The 14,913-nt window shown below is 62.7% G+C and carries 15 protein-coding genes; 6 read left to right on the top strand and 9 right to left on the bottom strand.

What is annotated here, in order from left to right:
* Positions 1-5: 5 nt before the first annotated feature.
* Genes BSY18_RS05010 through BSY18_RS04990 form a run of 5 tightly spaced genes read right to left on the bottom strand, consistent with a single transcriptional unit; the run spans position 6 to position 5,494 of the window.
* Positions 6-659 carry a carboxymuconolactone decarboxylase family protein gene (locus tag BSY18_RS05010; RefSeq protein ID WP_069049874.1) on the bottom strand — a complete coding sequence of 218 codons (654 nt, stop codon included), beginning with the start codon at positions 657-659 and terminating at the stop codon, positions 6-8.
* Positions 660-679: 20 nt separating this feature from the next.
* Positions 680-2,026, bottom strand: coding sequence for a spinster family MFS transporter (locus BSY18_RS05005; protein WP_069051704.1), 1,347 nt, complete (start codon positions 2,024-2,026; stop codon positions 680-682).
* A 23-nt stretch (positions 2,027-2,049) separates the two neighbouring features.
* Positions 2,050-2,805: an SDR family oxidoreductase gene (locus BSY18_RS05000; RefSeq protein WP_069049873.1), complete on the bottom strand. Its 756-nt coding sequence runs from the start codon at positions 2,803-2,805 to the stop codon at positions 2,050-2,052.
* Positions 2,806-2,818: 13 nt separating this feature from the next.
* Positions 2,819-3,862: an NAD(P)H-dependent amine dehydrogenase family protein gene (locus BSY18_RS04995; RefSeq protein WP_069049872.1), complete on the bottom strand. Its 1,044-nt coding sequence runs from the start codon at positions 3,860-3,862 to the stop codon at positions 2,819-2,821.
* A 3-nt stretch (positions 3,863-3,865) separates the two neighbouring features.
* Complete coding sequence (locus tag BSY18_RS04990) at positions 3,866-5,494, bottom strand: MFS transporter (RefSeq protein ID WP_236823452.1); 1,629 nt, start codon at positions 5,492-5,494, stop codon at positions 3,866-3,868.
* Between the two features lie 201 nt (positions 5,495-5,695).
* On the opposite strand from BSY18_RS04990, the gene BSY18_RS04985 reads away from it, so the two are divergent.
* Positions 5,696-6,949 carry an acetyl-CoA C-acetyltransferase gene (locus tag BSY18_RS04985; protein ID WP_069049870.1) on the top strand — a complete coding sequence of 418 codons (1,254 nt, stop codon included), beginning with the start codon at positions 5,696-5,698 and terminating at the stop codon, positions 6,947-6,949.
* 7 nt (positions 6,950-6,956) lie between these two features.
* On the opposite strand, the gene BSY18_RS04980 is transcribed toward BSY18_RS04985, so the two are convergent.
* Positions 6,957-7,751 (bottom strand): SDR family oxidoreductase, encoded by a 795-nt coding sequence (locus BSY18_RS04980; protein ID WP_069049869.1) that lies wholly within the window; start codon positions 7,749-7,751, stop codon positions 6,957-6,959.
* Positions 7,752-7,906: 155 nt separating this feature from the next.
* Here BSY18_RS04980 and BSY18_RS04975 point away from each other — a divergent pair, with 155 nt between their 5' ends.
* From BSY18_RS04975 to BSY18_RS04955, 5 genes are all read left to right on the top strand, one after another.
* A complete protein-coding gene (locus BSY18_RS04975) occupies positions 7,907-9,133 on the top strand; it encodes a CaiB/BaiF CoA transferase family protein (protein ID WP_069049868.1) in 1,227 nt (408 codons plus the stop codon).
* Positions 9,126-10,640 (top strand): class I adenylate-forming enzyme family protein, encoded by a 1,515-nt coding sequence (locus BSY18_RS04970; protein ID WP_236823451.1) that lies wholly within the window; start codon positions 9,126-9,128, stop codon positions 10,638-10,640. The genes BSY18_RS04975 and BSY18_RS04970 overlap by 8 nt, the downstream gene beginning before the upstream one ends.
* Positions 10,641-10,721: 81 nt before the next feature.
* Complete coding sequence (locus tag BSY18_RS04965; RefSeq protein WP_069049867.1) at positions 10,722-11,525, top strand: helix-turn-helix domain-containing protein; 804 nt, start codon at positions 10,722-10,724, stop codon at positions 11,523-11,525.
* Positions 11,526-11,647: 122 nt separating this feature from the next.
* On the top strand, positions 11,648-12,835 hold the full coding sequence (locus BSY18_RS04960) for an aromatic ring-hydroxylating oxygenase subunit alpha (RefSeq protein ID WP_069049866.1): 1,188 nt from the start codon (positions 11,648-11,650) through the stop codon (positions 12,833-12,835).
* Positions 12,832-13,164, top strand: coding sequence for a hypothetical protein (locus BSY18_RS04955; protein WP_069049865.1), 333 nt, complete (start codon positions 12,832-12,834; stop codon positions 13,162-13,164). The genes BSY18_RS04960 and BSY18_RS04955 overlap by 4 nt, the downstream gene beginning before the upstream one ends.
* Positions 13,165-13,201: 37 nt before the next feature.
* Here BSY18_RS04955 and BSY18_RS04950 read toward each other — a convergent pair whose 3' ends face one another.
* The 3 genes from BSY18_RS04950 to BSY18_RS04940 are packed head-to-tail and all read right to left on the bottom strand — an operon-like array spanning position 13,202 to position 14,864.
* Positions 13,202-13,579, bottom strand: coding sequence for a VOC family protein (locus BSY18_RS04950; RefSeq protein ID WP_069049864.1), 378 nt, complete (start codon positions 13,577-13,579; stop codon positions 13,202-13,204).
* A 26-nt stretch (positions 13,580-13,605) separates the two neighbouring features.
* The gene (locus tag BSY18_RS04945) at positions 13,606-14,397 is read right to left on the bottom strand and encodes an SDR family NAD(P)-dependent oxidoreductase (protein WP_069049863.1); all 792 of its coding nucleotides are present in this window, start codon (positions 14,395-14,397) and stop codon (positions 13,606-13,608) included.
* Positions 14,394-14,864 (bottom strand): VOC family protein, encoded by a 471-nt coding sequence (locus BSY18_RS04940; RefSeq protein WP_069049862.1) that lies wholly within the window; start codon positions 14,862-14,864, stop codon positions 14,394-14,396. The genes BSY18_RS04945 and BSY18_RS04940 overlap by 4 nt, the downstream gene beginning before the upstream one ends.
* Between the last annotated feature and the right edge of the window lie 49 nt (positions 14,865-14,913).

The following is a 14,913-nucleotide window of genomic DNA, read 5'->3' as shown; positions in this document are numbered from 1 at the left end:
CAGCGTCAGTAACCGCGGGTATCGGTCCAGTTTTCGACCTCGCCGGGCTTGTAGGTCTTGCCTGGAATTCTTCCCGATGCGGTCTTCAGGTCAAACCCCACGGCATCCGCGCCGCCTTCGATCGGCACGCCAAAGGACGACAGAGCCCAGCTGGTCATCACATAATGACCGATGGTGAACGTCAGGTCCATCATCTGCTTCTTGTCGAGCGTCTTGACCAGAATGGCCCAGGTCGCATCGCTGATGGTGTTGGTATCGATAAGGTCATCGACCGCCTGCAGAAGCGCCGTCTCTTCCTCGGTCCAGTTGCCGCTTGCGGGAAAGTCGCGGATCGCGGCGATATCCTCAAGCGACAGCCCGGCATTCATTCCATAGCCGACATGGTTGTGCCACTCATATTCGGACTTTACCCGCCAGCTTACGCGCAGGATGAGAAGCTCAAGCTGCCTGGTATTGAGGCTGTTGGCCATCAGGAAATGCTTGCCCCAGTTGTTGTAGACCTTGCCCAGCGCGGGATGGTTGCCCATCACCATCATGATATTGGTCTTGCTGCCCTCCTCCCAGGCATTGGGCTCGCCCCAGAAGGCGAAGACCTCGCGTGCATCGTCGGTCCATTCCTCGCGGGGGCAATGCGGGATGCGGGGGGTTATTTCGCTCATCGGATTTACCTCTCTGCCTTTCAATGCAAAGCTGCCGCAACTGGCTTGCCCGCGCTCCACCCGCCTGCCCTGTCAAAATCGCCCAGGCAGGCACGGCTTGCCAGCCATGCCAGCACGAAGCTGGGACCTCCGACAAGCAGCACGATCCGCATCGCCATGCCCAGCGCCTCCTGCCCATAAGCGGGCGTGAGCATGTCGCTCAGCCAGCCGACGAAGACCGGCCCAAGGCCAAGCCCGATGACGTTGATCGCAATCATCAGCAATGCCACTGCGACCGACCGGGAGTGAGCGGGTGCCAGACCGGCAATGACCGCCAGCAGCGGAGCAGCGGACATGCCTCCAATCAGCATGTTCAGCCCAAGTAGCGGGAAAACCAGGTTCATCGGTGCAGACAGTGCCAGCCAGGCAATAACCATGGCCGCGGCCCCGCAGAGCATGCCCATCCAGATATACCAGCGCAGGTCTCGCCGCCCGAGCCAGTCCGACAACGGACCGCCAACGGTATGACCGATCACCGATCCCAGAAACAGCGCGCCGCCCATCTGGATGCCCGCATCCTGTGCCGACATGCCGTGCGAGCGCTCGACGAACGCCGGGGCCCAGCTCACCAGGCCCATGGTGATGAGGGTATTGAGCGCCGAAGACAGCATGAGCAACGGCAGCGTCCGGATTGCCAACAGCTGTTTCACCGTCGCAACGAACGGCTGAATTTCAGCGTCTGCCTTTGAAACGTTGTCTGCAAGGCCGGGTCGCACGTCCCGCAGTGTGAACCAGACGATCGGCGCGAGGACGATACCAGGCAGGAATGCGTAGAACATCGCCTCGCGCCAGCCGTAATTGTGGGTCAGCCAGCCACCCACTGCGGGGCCCAGGAAATTGCCGAGCGATGCGCCGAGCAGGAAAATCGCCATCGCCGTCGCACGCTGGCGCAGCGGAAAATGATCGGCGATCCAGCTTTGCGAGGCCGGGGTATATCCCCCCTCGCCCAGCCCGATCAGCGCACGCCCCACGAGCAGCATCCAGAACCCCTTGGCAGCGCCGCAGATCAGCACCGCAATGCTCCACAACCCGGCGGACAACGCGATGATCTTGCGCTTCGACCAGCGATCGGCCAGCCGCGCCAGTGGCAGCACCGCGATGATATAGACGATCGCAATCGCCATATCCTTGGCGAGCCCGATTTCCGTATCGCTGAGCTTGAGCTCGGCCTTAATCGGCCCGACCATGACCGCCATCATGAAGCGTTCACCGACGACCGAAGCGGACACCAGGATCAGGACAAACATGAACCAGCTGCGATAGACCAAGCCCGGCAACTTTTCGGACGTTGCGTCCGTCTGGTCCGGTGTGGAACTGATCCCCGTCATCTGCCTCTCCTGCACCGGATCGCTCACATTGGCGCGGTGTCGATGGTCGGGCGTATCAGAATTTGGGAGACGTTGGCGCGCCTTGGCAGCGAGAGGATGAAGATGATCGCTTCTGCGATGTCAGCCGCCTGCATCGCCCCCTGCTTGCTGACATGCTGCTGCATCATTGCTGCCCATTGCGGATCGGTCACGCTGGAGGCGATCTCGGTTTCGGTCGCCCCGGGCTCGACCACCGAAACGCGGATGTTGTCGCCGCCCAATTCCTGGCGGATGGATTCGGTAAATCCGTTCACGCCGTGCTTGCTGGTGGCATAGGATGCAAACACCCCAGCCGCCCGCCGACCTGCGGTCGAGCTGATGTTGATGATGTCACCGCCGCCTGCTGCCTGCAGATGCGGCACTGCGGCCTTGCAGGTATAGATGGTTCCCCACAGGTTGATGTCGATCACCTTGCGCCAGCCCTCGAGGTCAAGCGACTGGATGCCGCCCGCCTCGTTCACCCCTGCAGAATTCACGACGATGTCGAGCTTGCCGAACGCGCGCACAGTCTGTTCGACCGCGTCGAAAGCTTCGCCCTCGACGCTGGCGTCGCTGCGGATTGCTACTGCGACGCCGCCTGCGGCAGAAATGGCGGCGACCACCCCATCCAGCCGCTCCTGTCGGCGGCCGGTGATGGCGACGCTGACCCCTGCTGCAGCGAGCGCCACCGCGGCAGCCTCGCCGATGCCCGTTCCCCCGCCTGTGATCAGAGCGACCTTTCCCGCCAACATCATCGACATGTCGTCGCGCCTTTCATCCGAAATCCGCCGCCACCTGTGGCAGGTCCACGGTCGTGCGAATGCCCGGCGCAGCGCAGCACACTGCTGCGATGGCATTGACCGCACGGTGGGCGGTGAATCCGGGCGTGATGCTGGGATAATCCTCCGGGCTCACCGGGAAGGTGATGTTCACCTCCATCGGCGTATCGCCCTCTATCCGGATGCGCCAGCCGGATTCGCGCAGGTTCCAGTCGGTATTCTCGATGGCACTGGAGGCGTACCAGTTGGCGCGAAAGCGCAGTCGGGGAACGCCTGAACAGCGCCCTTCGATGGTGATCCGCTGGGCGGCGATCGTTCCCGCCTTTACCGCGCCCGCCGCTATTTGCACATCGCGCGTCGCGGGGGAATATTCGCCGAACGCTTGCCAGTCGTCGATGGCGATGTTCAAGGCATCGGCAACTTGGGATAGCGAAGCTGCAAAATCGCGCTTCACATGATCGGCCCGGTGTTGATCGAACGCGCCCGGCACTGCACCGAACCCCATCACGTTGAACAGCAGATTGGGCGAATTGCGGCTGGTGAGGTCGGCAAATTCATCGATCGTCAGGCAATCGAGACGCCGCGACATCGAAACCAGCGGGATTGTCAGCGCCTCGGTGCTGAAGCCGGGGCTGGAACCGGTGCAATAGATAGAGGTCTGCCCGGTCCGGCACGCCTCTTCGATCCGTTCGCGGATCGCCGGGTCCATCGAGCGGGGATGGTGAAAGTCGCTGCGGGTGGTGACGACATTCTTGCCGCTGGCCAGCAACGCGCACAGCACATCGAAATCGGTTCCCTGCGGCATATAGAGCACACAATCGGCAGGGGTCGCGATGATCTGCGCGCTATCGCTGGTTGCGATGACGCCGGTATCGGGCAGCCCGCACAGTGATCCAGCATCGGCGCCCGCCTTGTCCGGCGAGTGCACCCAAAGCCCGGCGAGTTCCATAGCGGGGTGTTCGATCACACGCCTGAGCGCGCGGGTGCCGATATTGCCGGTCGCCCACTGGATGATACGGAGAGATTTTGCCTGGGTCATGTGTCAAGGTCCAAGATAATTGACGGCATCCTGCCGCGTGTCGGGCGAATCCTTCTGCCAGCGCACCGACCCGAACGGGCGTTCGAGCTGGCGGCGAACCTGTTTTACAAAGCCGGTGACAAGGTACGCATCAGCCCGTGTCTGCGCCCGCAGATCAGCCTGGGTGTACCGGTCGCGCGTGCGCAGAAAGTCGCCCCAGGTCGGGAACTGGAAGCGTTCGGTCCACAGCCTTTCATCGGCAATGTCGCGAGACAGCGACCAGTTGAAACCGCCGTTGCGCAGCCGCACCCGCTGCAGGTCCAGCATGCTGCGATAGAAAGCGCGGGCATCTTCTGGTTCCACCGCATAGTCGATGGCGATGACGATCGGGCCTGACCGCATAGTGATTTCCAGGCCAACCTCGGGGTCCGCCTGCATCTCGGCCATTTCCGAGGCAGCCGCGATATCCCGGGGCAGCGGAAACAGGATCATCAGCAACGGCAATGCCAACAGGCCCCCGCCCGATGCCACCATCGCAAACTCGATCGACGTATGGCTTGCAATCACGCCCCACATCGCCGCGCCGATCGCGATCCCTCCGGTCAGTGCGGCGGAAAACAGAGAAAGCGCGCGCGCCGTGACCCAACGCGGTGCCCCCACCTGCACGGCGACATTGAACAAGGCGATGCTGAGGATGCTGGACCCGCCCGCAACGAACATTGCTAGGCACGTCAGCAGGAGCGAATGGCTGAACCCCACGACGATCAGGGCCGAACCCGAAACCAGCATCATCAGCCGTGTGGCGAGTTCCACGCCAAGCCAGCTGTTCAGACGGTTGACCAATAGGGCACCGGCCACGGCCCCCGCGCCGCTCGCTCCCAGCAGGATGCCGAACGTGCTGGCGTTGCCGTGCAGCAGGTCCTTGGCGATCAGTGGTGCAAGCGCCGATCCGGTCGCCCCCACCATCCCGAACAGGAACGCCCGCCAAAGCACCTTGCGCATGATAGCGGAGTGAAACACGAACCGCGCGCCGGAGATGATGGCTCGGTCGATGCGCTCGGGCGGCAGCCGCGATGGCACGTGCTGACGGCGCCACAGCGCCAGCGCGAGGAGGAGCGGCAAATACCCCACCGCGTTGACCGCGAACGCGGCATGCGCGCCCGCCACCAGCACGATGATGCCGCCCAGCGCAGGCCCGAAACTGCGGGCGACATTATAGCTGATTGATCCGAGCGCTATGGCCGCCGGAAGCTGCGCAGGGCCAACCTGTTCGCCAAGCGACGATTGCCAGGCCGGGCTGTAGATCGCAACGCCCGCACCGATCAGCACGCAAAAGCTGAGCAGAACCCACGGAGTCGCCAGCCCCAGCCACGCGAGACCAGTCAGAGCAGCAGCACCGGACGCCGATATTGCGAGGCCGGACATCGCGATCTTGCGTTTGTCGAACATGTCGGCAATCGCGCCTGCTGGCGCCGCAACCAGCATCAAGGGCAGCATCATGGCCGTCTGGACAAGAGCCACCATCCCTGGATCGCCCGTCTGGCGCGTCATCTCCCAGGCGGCACCGACCCCCAGGATCAGCTGACCGAAATTAGACAGCAGGCTTGCGCTCCAGATGCGCCGGAACACCGGTTCCTTCAGCGGCGCAAACATGCCCGGAGACATTGCTGTCGAACTGTCATCGCTGTGGCCCATCTGCTGAACCGTAGACACGTTTGCCGGAGCGCGAGGGTTTTTTGCAGGCGATAGGTGCGCTTATCGCCCGCGCGATTGGGGCTGTATGGCGTGCCCGCCAAGACCGTGCGATAGCCTTTGCAACACTGCAAAGAACTCTATTCGACCAGGAGGCCAGCCATGGCAGAAGCCTATATCATCGACGCCGTCCGTACCCCACGCAGCATCGGCAAGCTGGGCAAGGGCGCGCTTTCGACCCTGCATCCGCAGCACGTGGCGGCAACGGTGCTGAAGGCATTGAAGGATCGCAACACCCTCAACACCGCCGATGTCGATGACATCATCTGGGGCTGCTCGGCGCAGGCGGGCCTTCAGGGTGGCAACATGGGCCGCATGGCAGCGCTGGACGCGGGATATGACGTCCGGGCCAGCGGGGTCACGCTCGACCGGTTCTGCGGATCCGGCATCACCGCCACCAGCCTGGCCGCCGCGCAGGTGATGTCCGGCATGGAAGACCTTGTCATTGCAGGCGGCACGGAGATGATGAGCCAGGTTACGGATTTCGGCATGAAGATGCGCGAAGCCGGGCTATCTGCCGGAGGGATCGGCACCGGCAACGCCAGGCTGCAGGCAAAGCACCCCCAGTCGAACCAGGGGGTCTGCGCCGATGCGATCGCATCGATGGAGGGCATCGGCCGCGCCGATCTGGAAGCCTTTGGCGTTGAGAGCCAGCGTCGCGCCGCTGTCGCGATGGCCGAGGACCGCTTCGCCAAATCGACTGTGCCGGTCATTGCCGACGACGGCAGCGTCATCCTCGACCGCGAGGAATATCCCCGGCCCGACACCAGCGCGGAAGGGTTGGCCGCGATGAAACCCGCGTTCGCGATGATCGCCGACATGCCTTCGGCCAAGGACGGTCCCACGTTTCGCCAGCTGATCAACAGCAAGTATCCAGACCTTGAGATTGTGCCGGCGCACCATGTCGGTACGTCCTCGGGCGTGGTCGATGGCGCCGCTGCGATCCTGCTGGCCTCCGGATCCTATGTTCAAAAGAGCGGGCTGAAGCCGCGCGCGCGTATCGTTGCCACCGCCAACGTGGGCGATTGCCCAACCCTGATGCTAAACGCGCCTGTGCCCGCGGCCCGCAAGGTTCTGGAAAAAGCCGGGCTGAGCAGCAACGACATCGACGTGTGGGAAGTCAACGAGGCCTTCGCCGTCGTCGTCGAGAAGTTCATCCGCGACCTCGATCTCGATCGTTCGAAGGTGAACCCCAATGGCGGATCGATTGCGCTGGGCCACCCGATCGGCGCGACCGGTGCCATCCTGATCGGCACGGCGCTGGACGAGCTGGAACGCACCGGTGGCCGTTACGGGTTGATCACGATGTGCGCTGCCGGCGGAATGGCCCCCGCCATCATCATCGAACGGATATGAACCCGGGCTAGCGCGGCGGCATGCGAATGCCGCCATCAAGCCGGATGCACTGGCCGTTGAAATAGGTATTGCGGATCAGCTCCATCGCCAGACTGCCGAATTCGTGCGGCTCACCCAGACGTTTGGGGAACGGCACCGATGATTCGAGGGCTGCAAAAATGGCCGGAGCCCGTTCTTTGACCATGAGCATCGGCGGGGTGGCAAATGTGCCGGGCATGATAGCGTTGACCCGGATGCCGACGTCCATCAGATCGCGCGCCATTGGCAGCACCATGGCGTTGACGGCACCCTTGCCCGATCCATACGTCACCTGTCCGATCTGGCCATCCTGCGCTGCGCAGCTTGAGGTAAGGATAATCGTGCCCCGTTCTCCATCGTCGTTGACCGGGTCTGCCCCCGCCATGCCAAGTGCGGCAATCGACGCCGTGCGATAGCTGGCCACCGCGATCCCGAGCATCCCGCGTTCAAACCCATCGGTAGGCGCGCGCTTGTAGCGGCTATTTTCCTTGTCCCAGCTCACAGTCTTGCCGCCACCGGCGACCATCGCGCAATGCACAAGGGCCCGTTCCTGGCCATTGGCAGCGCGGGCCGCCTCGAACCCGGCCAGCACGCTATCTTCAGACATGATGTCGACCTTGCAGAACACCGCGCCCAGGTCCGTTGCGATCGCCTGGCCCGCCTCCTCGTTGAGGTCGAAAATGGAGACCTTTGCGCCAGCCTCGCGTAGCGCCCTTACCGTGGCGAGGCCAAGGCCGGAGGCTCCGCCGGTCACAATGGCCGAAAGCGTGGTGTCGATTTTCATGAAGCAGCCTTTCCCTAAACGCCCCCCACCATTGCCAGCGGCGGCCGCCACTGCAAGCGTCAACACCGCTCAACCCTATCGTCGCCGCGATGGTTTTCGGCAGCCGGTTTTCTCACGTCCCTGCCGGGCTTAGAAGAATGCCAAAGGGGTATCCGATGACCAAGGTAATGCAGGGCGTTCGCGTTCTGGAAGTCGCGCAATTCACGTTCGTACCGGCAGCAGGCGGCATTCTGGCCGATTGGGGTGCGGATGTTATCAAGGTGGAGCATCCGGTTCGCGGCGACACCCAACGCGGATTCCTCAATATGGGGGGCGTCACGCTGGACCCCTTGCGCCACACGCTCGTCGAGCATCCCAACCGGGGCAAACGCAGCGTGGGGATCGATGTTTCGACGCCCGAGGGGCAACAGGTGCTGTACGAGCTCGCCAAGACTGCCGACGTATTCCTCACCAACTATCTGCCGCAGGTCCGACAGAAGAACAAATTCGATGTCGAACATATCCGGGCTATCAATCCCGACATCATCTATGCCCGCGGCAGCGCGCTGGGAGACAAGGGACCCGAGCGCGAGGTCGGCGGTTTCGACGGCACGTGCTTCTGGGCACGCAGCGGAATTGCCCATGCGATGACGCCCGAAGAAATGCCCGGACCTTTGGGCCAGGGCATCCCCGCTTTCGGCGATTCGATCGGCGGCATGTTCATTGCAGGCGGTATATCTTCAGCACTCTACCACCGCGAAAAGACCGGGGAGGCGGTGGAACTCGACGTATCGCTGCTGTCTACCGCATGGTGGGCATCAGGCGCAGTCATTGCACAGGGCATGGAAACGGGCATCCTCACCCGCAATGCCATGCCGCATTCGGGTGGCGGCGCCAAAAACCCGTTCATGGGCAATTATTGGACATCCGATGGGGGCACGATCAACCTATGCATTGTCAGCCCGACCGGACTGATCCGTGATACTTTCGAGCATATCGGCAGGCCCGATGCAGCGGACGATCCGCGCTTCAAGGATGTACCAAGTCTGATCGAAAACGCCGCAGCCGCGAGCGGCATTCTGGCGGGCGCCTTTGCAGCGCAGCCCTTTGCCTATTGGCGACAGCGCCTCAAGACGATGCGGGGCCAGTGGGCTCCGGTGCAGAGCCTGATCGACCTCACGACCGACGAACAGGCCGTCGCAAACGACATGATCATCGAGGTGGAAGGCGCAGACGGCGGCGCGCCGCTTCGGCTGGTGCGAGGCCCGGTGCAGTTCAACCACGAACCCTTGGTCACGACCCGCGCACCGCAGGCATCCGAACACACCGAACTGGTCCTGATGGAGTTGGGCATGGAATGGGACCGGATTGAAGCGCTGAAGAACGCCGGCGCCATTGCCTGACACCGTGCCTTTGCTGGCCGACATGGTCCGGCAGGCACTGGCGCGCGATTGCGACCGACCCGCCATCGAGTTCGAGGGGCGTTGGACCAGTTGGGGCGAACTGGCTTACATGGCATCATCGGTCGAACAGCAGATTGAAGCGAGTGGTGTCGGTCCGAACGCGCCTGTAGCCTTTGTGCCGCGCAATCGGCCGTCGTCGATTGCCACACTGCTAGGTCTGCTGGCAGCCAAGCGGACTGTAAGGATGATCTATCCGTTCCAGTCAGCGGCTGTCATCGCCCAGCAGATCGCAAAGCTGGAACCGGCGGTCGCAATCCTTGACGAGGTTGATCTGGCCGCGCCAATCGGCACGATCCTGGCAACAGAGGGCATTGCCGGTATCGTGCTGGACCACGACGCCATTGGCCCGATCGAAGGGGCAGCGCGCGCACTGGGTATTGCCGCCCAGCGCACCGGGCCAGAAGCGCCATTGCTCGAAATTCTGACCAGCGGCACCACCGGTCCGCCCAAGCAGTTTCCGATCCGGCACCAGATGATTGCCGAAAGCCTGATCGGGGCACAGGCGCTCACTGCAGAAGCGCAAAAGAGCGCGGCGGACTTGCCACCCTATCTGCTCTATTTTCCGCTCGGCAATATCTCCGGCATCTATTCGACCGTGCCGACGCTGGTTCGCGGGCAGCGGGCATGTCTGCTCGACCGGTTCAGCATCGATGCCTGGCACCAATATGTTGTGCGCCATCGCCCTGCCCACAGCGGCATTCCTCCGGCGAGCATGCGGGCGTTGCTGGACGCCGACATTCCGGTTGCGGACCTTGCATCGATCAAGGCCATGGGGGTCGGCGCGGCACCCCTTTCGCCGGACTTGCAGCGTGCGTTCGAGGATCGCTATGGCATCCCGGTCCTGTTATCTTACGGAGCGACGGAGTTTGGTGGCCCGGTTTGTACCTGGTCGCTGCCGCTCCACGCAAAATGGGGACGCAGGAAATTGGGCAGCGTCGGCCTGCCGCTGCCGGGGGCTCAGATTCGCATCGTCGATCCGGAGAGCGGGGCGGTGCTCGGGCCCAATAGCGGAGGCCGGGTCGAAGTGATATCGCCCCGCATCGGGTCAGGCTGGATCCAGACGTCCGACCTGGGGCGGATCGACGAAGACGGGTTCCTTTTCCTCCAGGGCCGGTCGGACAGCGCGATCATGCGCGGCGGATTCAAAATCCTCCCCGACGTGATCGAGAATGCCCTGCTACGCCACCCTGCGATTACCGAAGCGGCCGTGGTCGACCTGCCTGATCCTCGGCTGGGCCAGGCGCCCGCCGCTATGGTGGTTCCGTCACCTGGAACCTCGCCCCCAACGGTCGAATCGATGGAGGCACATCTGCGCAATCTGTTGCCGGCAACGCATGTGCCGGTGGCATGGCATATCGCAGACTGCCTTCCGCGCAACCCTTCAATGAAAATCGACCGCCCCGTCATCCGGCAGATTTTCAAGGACTTGGTCGCACAACGGAACTAAAAAACTACACCTTCTCACTTTTATGTTGACTCGCCCTCAGCGTTAGCCAACAACTGTGTTCATTAGTGAGAGGAGAAAACAATGCGCTCGACAGAGTCAAACAAGGCAAAAATTGCCAACCGCGTCATCGAAGTTCTTGATTTTTTTGATGATAATCACACCGAGGCAACCGTGATGGACATCGTCCGGCGCTACAATCGGCCGCAGTCCAGCACCTCCGAACTGCTCTCAAGCCTTGTAAACCTGGGTCTGCTGTATAAGGATCCGGTCAGCCGCTCCTACTCACCGACGCCGCGTGCAGCCCTGCTGGGCTCGGTCGCACAGCCCGAATACATCCGCGACGGCCAGCTGATGGCCATGGTCGATCGGCTGGTGGCACAGACAGGCCTTGCCATTGCGGTGTTCGGCATGGTCGGCCTTAATGTGCAGATCTTCAGCTGGCGCGGTGGCAACTCCACGCTCGCCACGGCGCGCAGCCAGGGCTTTGGCAGCGGCATGCAGGAGCGCATGACGGACAGCGCTGCAGGCCTCCTGCTCCTCTCCACGATCATGCAGCCCCGCCGCGATGGCACCATCCGCCGCCTCAACGCCGAAGCAAGCGAAGACCGGAAATTCTCGTTCCCCGAGATGTCGGCCAAGGTCGAACAGGTACGCGCTGCCGGCTATGCCTGCGGGATGGCAGGGTTCGGATCGATTGCCGATACCTGCGCGGTACTTCTCCCCAACCAGGCGCCCAACCGTCCAATCGCTATCGGCTTCGTCTACGAGCCGTCGCATCAGATCGACCCCGAGACGCTGCACAGGTTACTGACCCAGGCGCTCGCACGCTGTGATGAGCAGTCACAACTTAGCGCATCGGTGCTGCCGATGTCCTCGGCGGCCTGAGTCATAGCCCACACAATACACAAAGCCCGGAGGTCGCCCCGAAACGGGAGCCGCTTCCGGGCTTGTTGTGTCCGAAGAGCCACTGAGACCTGCCTCTGGTAGGATATTGGGGTGAGATCACCATGACCACCGAGCCAGCCGGCTTCGTTCCGATTCCAAGCGAGTCTGTGGCATTCCTTGGAACACGCCCCATTCCGGCCAAGCCCTATTATGACCCGGCCTGGTTCGAACTCGAGCGGGAAGCTGTGTTCAGGCGCAGCTGGCTGCAGATCGGCCATGTCTGCGAACTGCCCGATGTAGGAAGCTTCGTCAGGCGGGAACTCGAAGTACTCGGCGCATCACTGTTAGTCGTCCGCGGCAAGGACGGCACGCTCCGCGCCTTCCACAACGTGTGCACCCACCGGGGAACCCAGCTGGTGGAGGAAGTCCAAGGCAAGCGCGCAACCTTTTCATGCCCTTACCATATGTGGACCTTCGGAGGCGACGGAGCCCTGCTCTCGGCACCCGACTTTGATAGCTTCGGTCTCGACAAAAGGGACTGCGCGCTCAAGCAGGTCGCGCTAGACGTTTGCGCAGGGATGATCTTCGTCAACTTTGCCGCACAACCGCAAGACTTGCGGGAATGGCTCGGCGAGCTTGCCGATCAGATGGAAACTCTGCCGGTGGCAAGAGCGACGACGTTCAGCGAGTACAGCTATGACATCGCCGCCAACTGGAAGCTGACCTACGACAACTTTCAGGAGAACTACCACCTGCGCTTCATCCACCCGCGCAGCGGCCAGAGCGCGTTCTCTGCAGAAAACCCGTTCGGCTACCCCAAGGAATACGCCTTCCACGATCCGCACCGCACCCAGACGATCTGGACCAACCCCAATCCCAGGCCTGCACCGATGCTGGCCGACGCCTTTGCGCGGCTGGTCCCGCGCGCCATGGAGCAGGGGCTGCTGACAACGCCGCACCACCGCACATATTTTGCGCTTTTCCCCAGCTTCTTCATGCTCGGGACACCGCTGCAGAACTTCGTCCACGTGGTCTATCCCGTCACCGCCACCCAGTCGCGCGGCGTGATCCGGCTCTATTGGGTGGGCGATGACGCCAATGCCAGCGAGCGATTTGGGCGCGAGGCGATCATGGGCACCGCCCGCGATGTGCACTGCGAAGATGTCGCGGTGATCGAGGCGGGCCAAAGGGGGCTTTCCAGCGGAGCGTTGGAGCACATCCATTTTCAAACGCAGGAGGCGTTGTGTCGTCACCTGTTCAACATGGTCGAAGCTGCCGTGGTTGCCTATCAGGCGGAGCAGATCGCATGATGCTGCCTGCGGGATTTGCAGCGCTCGAACGCTTCGTTGCCGAATGGGCCGGGACGACGGCAGCCGAACGCGACCGGCTGCGCACGGTACACGGCGCGCAGGCGCGGCAAGAATTCTATGAGGTGATGACGCCGCTTCTGGCGTCCGCGCTTGCCCTGCTCGATGCAACCCCGCTCGCCGAGCACGACGAGCGGCAGCGCACCTTGATGCTGCTGACGCTGAGCTATGCTCATGTCGCGCTGGCGGTCGAGGTGCAGGGTCCCGATGAAGCGAAGCACGCGATCAATCGCCAGCGACTTCCGATTTTGCGCGCACCTGCAGACGCCTGACGGATGCCCGCACGACCAGCGAGACCCTGTTGCCCTTTCAGGGGCCGACCCGCATCACCATGATCTTGTTGCCATCCCGATCGCGGAAATAGGCAGCATAAAAGCCATTGGGACCATCGGGCCCGCGCACTCCAGGAGTGCCTTCACAGGTACCTCCCAGCGCAATCGCTTCGGCATGGACCGCATCGACGATGTCTCTGCTGGGTGCCGAAAAGCCGACCTGCGACCCGTTGCCCACGCTGGCTTCGCCCGCGAATGGAAGACCGATCAGGAACATGCCGCCGTCTGCCCCTTTATAGGCGACAAGCTCATCACGCTCCATCACTCGCCGCGCGCCGAGCAGCGCCGCAATGACATCATAGAATTCTGTGGCCCGCGCCAGATCGCGGGTTCCGTAACGCGCAACGCTCAGCATCTAGTGTTCTCCCTGTTGGCCGGGCGCTACCGCCGTGTTTGCGGGGCAAGCGCCCGCGTCATCGTTTCCACTGCCTGGCGGCGGGGCATGGCCCGCAATGCCAGAAAAGCCGCCTCCAGTTCCGGCGGGACGAGCACCGGTCCGGCGCCCAGATTCGCAAGCGCAAATCGCGCGATATCGTCTGGCTCGGCCGCAGGAATGCCGCTGTCCTGGCCATATTCGGACCGCTCAAGCGCGGGTGTGCGGGTCCGCCCGATCATCAGCGCGGCCACATCGATCCCCAACGGGTGCAACTCTGCCCAAAGCCCTTCGGCAAAGGTCAGCGTATAGGCCTTCACCGCGCTGTACACCGCGAGCTGCATGCAGCCAGCATTGGCGCCCATCGACCCCAGCAGGATGATGCCGCCCCTGCCCCGCGCGGCCATCGACTGCCCAAAATGCCTGGCCAGCAGAGTCTGCCCAATGGTGTTGAGGCGAATCAGCCGCATGATCTCGTCCGGGCTCTGGTCGATGACCAGTTGCGGGCCCGAGGCGGCACCAGCATTGTAGACCAGCAGACCAACATCAATGTCGGAGGTCGAGGCGGCCACCTTGTCGGCCATGTCGTCCGCTGCAAGGTCGATCACTGCGGTCCTCACGTGCACGGTGTGGGCGGCTGTTATCTCGGCAGAGACTCCCGCCAGCGTGGCGGCATTGCGCGCAATCAACAGCAGATTGAATCCCGCATCGGCAAGCTGATGCGCGAACGCCGCGCCGACCCCCTCTGACCCCCCGGCAATAACTGCCCAAGGACCATAACGCTGCGCCAGATCGGTCACGCCGGACCACCAAGCCGAGCCCACATCTCATCAGTCATCCAGCAATATTCCAGATAATGCCCGCAGAAGCTGCGTCCATCGAGGTAGAGAAACTTCAGTTGATCGCCTTCATTGGCGCGTTCCAGCACAACGGGCAGGTCCTGCAGCGCCACCGCCGCGCGGAACGGCTCCCATTCCGGCACGCGCATGCAGACATGGTGGAAATGGAACAGACCGCCATTGCTGGCAAAATTGGCATAGATCCCGCTGTCATCGGCCACCACCTGGATCAGCTCATATTGCAGATCGCCGATCCAGATGAACGCCAGCCGCGATGCCACCCGCTTCATGCCCGCAGGCGTCCACAGCATCTGCTCGACATCGAAGGGACGCACATCGCCGATGTCCGCCCGCTGCCGGAAAGCGGCGATCGCGGCGTCGATATCGTCGCAGATATAGGCATTCTGATAGTGATGGCCGGTGATCATGGGCACTGCCTTTCATGGGTAAGCCTGTCCATCTAGCAGGCCCGGATCG

The organism is Blastomonas sp. RAC04, from assembly GCF_001713435.1.
Taxonomy (GTDB): domain Bacteria; phylum Pseudomonadota; class Alphaproteobacteria; order Sphingomonadales; family Sphingomonadaceae; genus Blastomonas; species Blastomonas fulva.
The sequence above is the reverse complement of the archived record's forward strand: the minus strand, read 5'-3'. Positions and strand labels throughout refer to the sequence as shown.